The organism is Achromobacter maghribensis, assembly GCF_057334215.1.
Genome location: NZ_JBHFII010000014.1, coordinates 117,705 through 125,146, shown reverse-complemented (window position 1 = coordinate 125,146; position 7,442 = coordinate 117,705). Strand labels below are relative to the sequence as shown.

The window sequence follows — 7,442 nt, the reverse complement described above, 5'->3', positions numbered from 1 at the left end:
GTGGGGGCGCGGGCCGCGCACAAGGCGACGCCCAGCAACAGGCGTGAAATCAGGCGGGCAGAGGGCAGGATGCGCATGGTTGTTCCGTATAAAGATGAAAAGCAGGGATGAACGAAGCCGGTCCGCGCCGGAAACGGGCAGACCGCCGCCCGCCTGAGCGGACGGGAATGTCGGCAAGACGGGGGCGGCTCAGGCCGCGAGCGCTTGGGCCTGCAACGTCTTTTCGATGCGGGTGCCCTTGAAGAATTGCGGATGCGCCTGGGTGTAGAAGCGGTAGGGGTTGTCGAAAACCAGGGCCTTGAAATCCGCCTTCGTGATCACCCCCTGTTCGACCAGGTCCCAGCTTTCGGCCAACGGTTCGGTCAGGTCTGGCACGTCCCAATGGCCGACGTCCGACGACCAGATCGCATTGAGCTTCACGTTCAGCGGATTCGCGCGGTCGTTGAAGGCGGCGCCGACGGTCCTGTCGTCGGCTTCGGACCCGAAGTAGAAGCTGTCCACCCAGCGCGCGCGGATGTCTTCGACGCGTTCGATGCCGGCGGCCGCGAAGTCGTCGAGTTCGTCGCCCTGCGGATCGCGGCTGTGGGGCAAGGCCGAGACGCCCAGGCTGTCTTGCAGCAGGGTGGCCTTGTCCACGCCGCGCCCCTGGAGGAGTTCCGCGCCATAGCGATCGAACAGTTCCGCCAGCAAGCCGATGTCCGCGTTGGCGGGGTTGTACTGGTGCACGGCGTCGCGGTTGCGCTTTTCCCAGCGGTCCACCAGGTGCGCGTACACATGCGCGCCCCAGTCCGCGCCGCCTTCCAGCAGCGCCACGCGCAGGCCGGGAAAGCGGCGGGTGACGCCGCCGAAGAACAGCGCTTTGGCAAAGGCCTGCGAGCCGTCGGCGAAGTGGCCGATGTGGTTGAACATGTAGTTGCTGATGGAGTGCCGCCCCGTCCAGCCCTGGCTGCCGTAGTGCGTCGCCAGCGGCACGCCCAGCTCGACGGCCTTGGCCCAGAACGGGTCGTAGTCGTACTCGCTGTCCAGGCCGAAGAAATCCACATACGACGCGTGGCGGGCGATGTCCGGGTATTGCGCGGGCGGGTACTTGTCGGCGATGGCCTTGATCGGCCGGCGCACCCCGCCGGGGATATTGGCCACCTTCAGGCCCAAGGTGTTGACCGCGAATTCAAGCTCTTCGATGGCCTCCTGCGGGTGGTACATGGGGATGCCGGCGACGGGCGTCAGGCGGTCGCTGTACTTGCGGTATTGGTCCGCATGAAAGTGGTTGATCGCGCGGTGCAGCGGCTGGCGGAATTCATTGCCGGCGCCCAGCGGGGCCAGCACGTCATTGGGAAACAGGATGGAATAGTCCGAGCCTTGCTCTTCAAGACGCTCGTACAGCAACTCCGGCAATGTGACGGTGGCCAAGTCCAGCGTGTTGCGCGTGACGCGCGCCCACCAGGGCGCACGCAGCGTGCGGTGGTATTGCCTTTCCTCGGGCGTCTGCTGGTACCAGTCTTTGCCTTCGGCCTTGGTGGCGAAGCGTGAACCCTGGGTTTTACGCAAAATGTCCACCAGCTTGGCGCCGCCGTAGTGCTGGATGTAGTCCTCCAGGACAGGTGCATAGTCGTTGACGTGGACATCGGTATCGATCACCGGGTAGTCCAGATTCGCCTTGATGGCGGCGGAGCGGGATGCCTGGGTACGGTGCAGCCGGTCATTCATGGAGGTCTCCGAAAATGAAACGAAGGCGGCGTGTTGCGCGTTGGGAAACGGCAATATCGGCGCGGATACGTCACAGTACGGGACCGTCGGGTGCAACCAAACGACGAATTCGAAATGTCGTTCTGAGTGATGTGCTTATGGCGTTGAGGGCGTCGCCCGCAGTAAATAAGCCCCGTACGTGAATTGACCGTCCCACGTCTTGGGGGTCACTTCACGTGCGGGGCTTATTGGGATAACGCGCCATACGGCCGATGCGGCCGGCGGGCAAGCGGAGCGGGCAGTGCCCGCGCCACCGGTCCGGCGTGGCGCCGAACCGATGGCGTGCGGGCAATATCAGACGCCGACGATGGAGACCGCCTTCGTCACCAGATAGGCCTCAAGCGCTTCCGGGCCGCCCTCGGAGCCGTAGCCGGAATCCTTCACGCCACCGAACGGGAGTTCGGCGGACGGGGTGGCGGGCTGGTTGACCCAGAGCATGCCCACTTCAAGGCGGCGCGATAGCTCGTGCGCCGTCTTGATCGACCGGGTAAAGCCGTAGGCGGACAGGCCGAACGGCAGACGGTTGGCTTCCTGGATGGCCTCGTCCAGCGTTTCGAAGCTGCGGATCGCGGCGATCGGGCCGAACGGTTCTTCGTTGAAGATGTCGGCGTCAAGCGGGACGTCGGTGAGAATCGTGGGCGCGAAGAAGTTGCCGGCGCCGCCGATCCGTGCGCCGCCCGTGGCGATGCGCGCACCCTTTTCGCTGGCGTTCTTGACGATCTTGTCCATGGCCACCAGGCGACGGTCATTGGCCAGGGGCCCAAGCGTCGTGCCTTCGGTCAGGCCGTCGCCCAGCTTGAGCTTTTCTGCATGGGCGACAAAGGCTTGCTCGAACGCGGCCTTGACGTTCTTGTGCACCAGGAAGCGCGTCGGCGAAATGCAGACTTGGCCGGCGTTGCGGAACTTGGCGCCGCCGGAGGCTTTCACGGCGAGTTCGACATCGGCGTCCTCGGCCACGATCACCGGTGCGTGGCCGCCCAGTTCCATCGTGACACGCTTCATGTGGCGGCCGGCCAGCGCGGCCAGTTCCTTGCCAACCGGGGTCGACCCGGTGAACGTGACCTTGCGGATCACGGGATGCGGGATCAGGTAGCTGGAAATCTCGGCGGGCGATCCGAAGACCAGGCCCAGCACGCCCTTGGGGATGCCGGCGTCGACGAAGCAGTTCAGCAGGGCGGCGGGGGACGCCGGGGTTTCTTCAGGGGCCTTCACCAGGAACGAGCAGCCGGTGGCCAGCGCGGCGCCCAGTTTGCGCACGATCTGGTTGACCGGGAAGTTCCACGGCGTGAAAGCGGCAACCGGGCCAACCGGCTCCTTGATGACCAATTGCTGGGCCAGCGGGTTGCGCGACGGCACGATGCGGCCATAGACACGCAGCGCCTCGTTGGCGAACCAGTCGATGATTTCAGCGCCAGCCAACACTTCGCCGCGCGCTTCGGCCAGGGGTTTGCCCTGTTCCTGGGTCAGCAGGCGGGCCACCGAATCCGCGCGTTCGCGCAACAGGGCGGCCGCGCGGCGCATGACCGCGCAACGTTCATGGGCCGAGGTGTCGCGCCAGGTCTCGAAGCCGCGCTGCGCGGCAGCCAGCGCCAGATCCAGGTCTTCGCGCTTGGCGTGGGCGACCTGGCCGATCTTCTGGCCGGTGGCGGGGTTCACGACATCAATGCGCGCGCCGCCTTTCGCTTCGCGCCATTCGTTGTCGATCAAAAGAAGGGTATTCGGGTAATCGGCCATGGGGTCTCCGTAGGGTCAGGGATTGAGGGTCTGTCCGGGATGGCTGGGCGAACCTGCGGCAGCATCCATGCCCATCTCGGGGTTCTGCGGAAAAACGCGTTCAGATCGATAGGGAAAGGAAGACTCTACGCCGAAATTCCGCGCGAATCCACCGGGCGGGGGGACGGATGGCCGAGGGGAAGGGCGCACTGCCCCTGGAAGGCGGGATTGGCGCTACGGCCATGCCGCTTTGGCGTGACCGAAGCGCCTGACTCAACCGCGGGATTTCCTAGCGAGGCTGAATACCGACATCGGTAATGGCCTTGCCCCAGATTTGATAGTCGTTGCGGATGCGGTCGCCCAATTGCGCGGCGGTCGACGATTGCGGCAGCATGCCCATGCTGGTCAGGCCGGCGGCCACCGGCGGTTGGGCGACGGCCATTTTTACCGAACGTTCCAGGCGCTGAATGATGGCGGGCGGAACGCCAGCGGGCGCGATGATGCCGTACCAGGAATTCAGGCCAAACGGTATGCCCAGTTCCTGAAAGGTCGGCGCTTCCGGGAATGCGGCGGCCCGTTCGGGCGAGGTCACGGCCAAGACCCGGACGGCGCCCGCCTTGGCCTGCGCCGATGCCAGCGCCCAGCCGCCGAATGTCGCGTCCATGTCGCCGGCCAGCATGGCCATCAGCGCTTCGCTCGAGCCCTTGTAGGCAACGTGCTGCATTTCGATGCGGGCGGACCGCTTCATTATTTCACCGCTGATATGTCCGGCGCTGCCATCCCCCCAAGACCCGAAGTTCATTTTCCCCGGATTGGCCTGGGCGTGTTTGACCAGGTCGCCGAATGAGGAAATCGGAGATTTCGCCGGCACCATCAACGCATTGCCGGAGACCGAAACCAGCCCGACCGGCGCGATGTCGGTCAGCGGATCGAACAGCTTCTTGACCAGCAGGTGGGGGGACAACGCCAATGCCGCCTGGTAGGACACGCCTATCGTGTAGCCGTCGGGCTTCGCATTGGCCAGGGCGGCAATGCCCACCAGCCCGCCCGCGCCGGGCTTGTTTTCAACAACGACCGGCTGGCGCAGATCCGCGCTCATTTGCTGGGCGACCAGCCTGGCCAGGGTGTCGGGCTCTCCCCCGGCCGGCGAAGGGACGATCAACCGGATCGGCCGGGCCGGATAGCCGGCATTGTCTTGTGCAGAGGCCACCGCCGTGAGACTGCAGAGTGACGCCAGGACGATCAGTTTCCCGATGTGCTTTTTCATGGTTTGTCTCCAGATAATCATTATTGTTGACGAGCGTCTTCCAGGATCAGGTCCGCCGCTTTCTCGCCGATGGCGATCGACGGCGCATTGGTATTGGCGGAAGGCATGGTCGGCATGACCGAGGCGTCCGCCACCCGCAGGCACGAGACGCCCCGCACGCGCAATCGCGCGTCCACGACGGCGCCGGAATCGGTCCCCATGCGGCACGAGCCGATGGGGTGATACGAGGTCTGGCCAAGCGAGCCGACGTAGTCCAGCAGGGCCTCGTCCGACATGCTGGCGGGGCCCGGCCGTGTTTCGCGCACGATGAACGCCTTTAACGCGGATTGTTCGGCGACCTGGCGCGCCAGGCGGAGCGCGCCAAGCGTCGAGCGCACGTCGTCGGGGTGTTGAAGGTAATTGGCGTGGATGACCGGGGATTCCGCCGGATCGGTCGACACGATATGCACGGACCCCTGGGATTTCGGCCGTAATGCGAACGTGCCGATGGAAATGCCGGGGAAGTCATCCAGGACCAGCTTGCCGGCCGTTCTGGCGTCCGCGCTGGAAAGATAGTGCAGCTGCAGCTTCGCGTCAGGCTGCGTGTAGGCGGGATCGGTTCGGACCAGCGCGTGGGCGACGGCGCTGGCGCTGCTCATCAGCCCATCGCCGTGGACGGCCAGGCGCATGGCCATCAGAACCTTGCGCCATGGGCTGGGCACGATCTGGTTGAGCGTCAGCGCATTGCGGCATTCGTAAGTCAGCCGCACATGAAGATGGTCGCGCAGGCCTTCGCCCACGGACGGCGCGTGATGCCGCACGGGGATTCCCAATTGGGAAAGCCGTTGCGCATCGCCAATGCCGGAGAGTTCCAGCAATTGCGGCGATTGCAGCGCGCCGGCTGAAATGATGACTTCCTTTGCCGCGAACACGCGGCGAAGCGACCCGCCTTCGCGGTACTCGACGCCGCACGCTCGGGTGCCTTCGAACAGGATGCGTTCGGCGAGGGCGCCCGTGCGAAGCTGTAACGCGCTTTTGCGCGGTAACGAAGCAAGGTACGCCTCGCGGGCGCTGACCCGGAGCCCGCGCCGGGTGTTCAATTGCAAGTACCCGGCGCCTTCGTAGGCGTCCCCGTTGTAGTCGGGGTTTCTCGGAATGCCGGCCTGGACGCAGGCGTTCAGGAAGGCGTCCATCAGGGGTTGGCGCGGGCCGTATTCACTGATGTTGACCGGGCCGCTGCGGCCGCGGACCGCCGGGTCGCCACCTGCGAAAGCTTCGATACGCCGCAGGTAGGGTTTGAATGAAGCGCTGTCCCAATCGGCCAAGCCATGTTCGTCCCGCCAAAGATCGTATTCCTTGGGGTCGCCATGTACCCAGATCATGCCATTTACCGTGGATGACCCGCCCAGCACGCGGCCACGGGGCCAGTAGATCGGCCGGGCTTTGAGCTGTGCCTCGGGTTGGGTGAAGAACTTTCGGACGACGTTTTCGTCACGGATAAGATAGGCCACGCCTGCCGGCACCCGGATCCAGATTTTTCGCTTGGCATTTCCGGCTTCCAGCAACATGACGCTGTGCTTGCCCGAGCGGGCAAGCCCGGCGGCGATCGCGCAGCCTGCCGAGCCCCCGCCCACCACGATGTAGTCCACGGTGTGAGGGGCGTTCATCGTGACGTTCCCAATGCGCGCATCAGCCGTCGGGCTTCCATCCCCATGCGTTCGAATCGGGCATCGCCTTGTTCAGGTTGCGTAAGCTGCGGCCCGAAGCGAGGCGGGGTGGGCGCGATATCCAGTTCGATCAATGCCGGTGCGGGCGCCGACAGGCAAGCCGATATCTCGGCTCGCAATGCCTCGGCTTGTGAGAACCGTGCCGCGCCCGCATAGCCCGAGGCCAGCGCGATCGCGCAGAAGTCCACTTTCCCGGCGCCAGCGACGGGCAGGTTTGCGCCGCCGTTGAACTGGACGCCATTCGCGAACACGAAGTGATAGAAGTTGGACGGCCGCATCCCCGCGACCGTGGCAAGCACGCCAAGTTCCATGAGCAGGCTGGCGTCGCCATCAAGAACGATGACTTTCCGATCCGGACAAGACAGTGCCAGGCCCAGCCCCAGACCCGCGGCTCCCCCCATCAGCGGCACCGAAGAAAGGCCGAACGGGTAGTCAGGGTCGATCTGGTCCATGCATTGCATGGCCGACATCGTGCTGATCACGATGGCATCGGCCCGGGCTTCTTGAATGGCCTTGCAGGCTTCCAATGTGGAAAGGGTCATGACGGGTCCCAGGCAGTGTAGTGGCCGATCAGTAGCGCGGCAGGCGCTTGGCGCTGGTTGCAAGCATCGATTGCCGCATCGATGTTGGACAGTTGCTGTGGCGTGTCCAGACGCCAGTGGGCGATTCCCATGACGTCCAGGACGGGTTCGACCAGATTGACGACGCGGCGTCGCGATAGCGCGGGGTCGTGGCCGACATTGGAGAATTCCCGCCCGAATTGACCGATCACCAACAGCATGGGCAGGCCCGCATCCAGGCCGATTGCCCGCAAGCTGTTCAGGCAATTCAGCAAGCCCTGGTTCTGTATCAGCACGGCGACGCGGTGGCCCCCGATATGGAGCCCGCCCGCGACGTGGATCGCCTGGTTTTCGTCGGCGCATCGAATCACTTGGAACGTCGGCGTCTGGTCGATCAGATCGTGGACCGACAACTGAACGAAATCGGGCACGGTCACGATCTTGTGTACG

The 7,442-nt window shown here is 64.7% G+C and carries 6 protein-coding genes; all 6 read right to left on the bottom strand.

What is annotated here, in order from left to right; genetic code table 11:
* Positions 1 to 189: 189 nt before the first annotated feature.
* Positions 190 to 1,707, bottom strand: a complete 1,518-nt coding sequence (locus ACE039_RS05625) for an amidohydrolase family protein (RefSeq protein WP_485821886.1) — start codon at positions 1,705 to 1,707, stop codon at positions 190 to 192.
* 333 nt (positions 1,708 to 2,040) lie between these two features.
* Positions 2,041 to 3,480, bottom strand: coding sequence for an NAD-dependent succinate-semialdehyde dehydrogenase (locus tag ACE039_RS05620; protein ID WP_485811530.1), 1,440 nt, complete (start codon positions 3,478 to 3,480; stop codon positions 2,041 to 2,043).
* 268 nt (positions 3,481 to 3,748) lie between these two features.
* On the bottom strand, positions 3,749 to 4,726 hold the full coding sequence (locus tag ACE039_RS05615; RefSeq protein WP_448710025.1) for a Bug family tripartite tricarboxylate transporter substrate binding protein: 978 nt from the start codon (positions 4,724 to 4,726) through the stop codon (positions 3,749 to 3,751).
* A gap of 20 nt (positions 4,727 to 4,746) precedes the next feature.
* Positions 4,747 to 6,372, bottom strand: a complete 1,626-nt coding sequence (locus ACE039_RS05610) for a GMC family oxidoreductase (protein ID WP_485821885.1) — start codon at positions 6,370 to 6,372, stop codon at positions 4,747 to 4,749.
* A complete protein-coding gene (locus tag ACE039_RS05605) occupies positions 6,369 to 6,974 on the bottom strand; it encodes a thiamine pyrophosphate-dependent enzyme (RefSeq protein WP_485821884.1) in 606 nt (201 codons plus the stop codon). The genes ACE039_RS05610 and ACE039_RS05605 overlap by 4 nt, the downstream gene beginning before the upstream one ends.
* Positions 6,971 to 7,423 (bottom strand): thiamine pyrophosphate-binding protein, encoded by a 453-nt coding sequence (locus ACE039_RS05600; RefSeq protein WP_448710028.1) that lies wholly within the window; start codon positions 7,421 to 7,423, stop codon positions 6,971 to 6,973. Before ACE039_RS05600 ends, ACE039_RS05605 begins: the two co-directional genes overlap by 4 nt.
* Positions 7,424 to 7,442: the final 19 nt, after the last annotated feature.

What these genes read in the sequence shown, in the direction of transcription:
- ACE039_RS05625 (WP_485821886.1), bottom strand. Translation starts at nt 1,707, where the DNA reads ATGAATGACCGGCTGCACCGTACCCAGGCATCCCGCTCCGCCGCCATC.
- ACE039_RS05610 (WP_485821885.1), bottom strand. Translation starts at nt 6,372, where the DNA reads ATGAACGCCCCTCACACCGTGGACTACATCGTGGTGGGCGGGGGCTCG.
- ACE039_RS05620 (WP_485811530.1), bottom strand. Translation starts at nt 3,480, where the DNA reads ATGGCCGATTACCCGAATACCCTTCTTTTGATCGACAACGAATGGCGC.
- ACE039_RS05605 (WP_485821884.1), bottom strand. Translation starts at nt 6,974, where the DNA reads ATGACCCTTTCCACATTGGAAGCCTGCAAGGCCATTCAAGAAGCCCGG.
- ACE039_RS05615 (WP_448710025.1), bottom strand. Translation starts at nt 4,726, where the DNA reads ATGAAAAAGCACATCGGGAAACTGATCGTCCTGGCGTCACTCTGCAGT.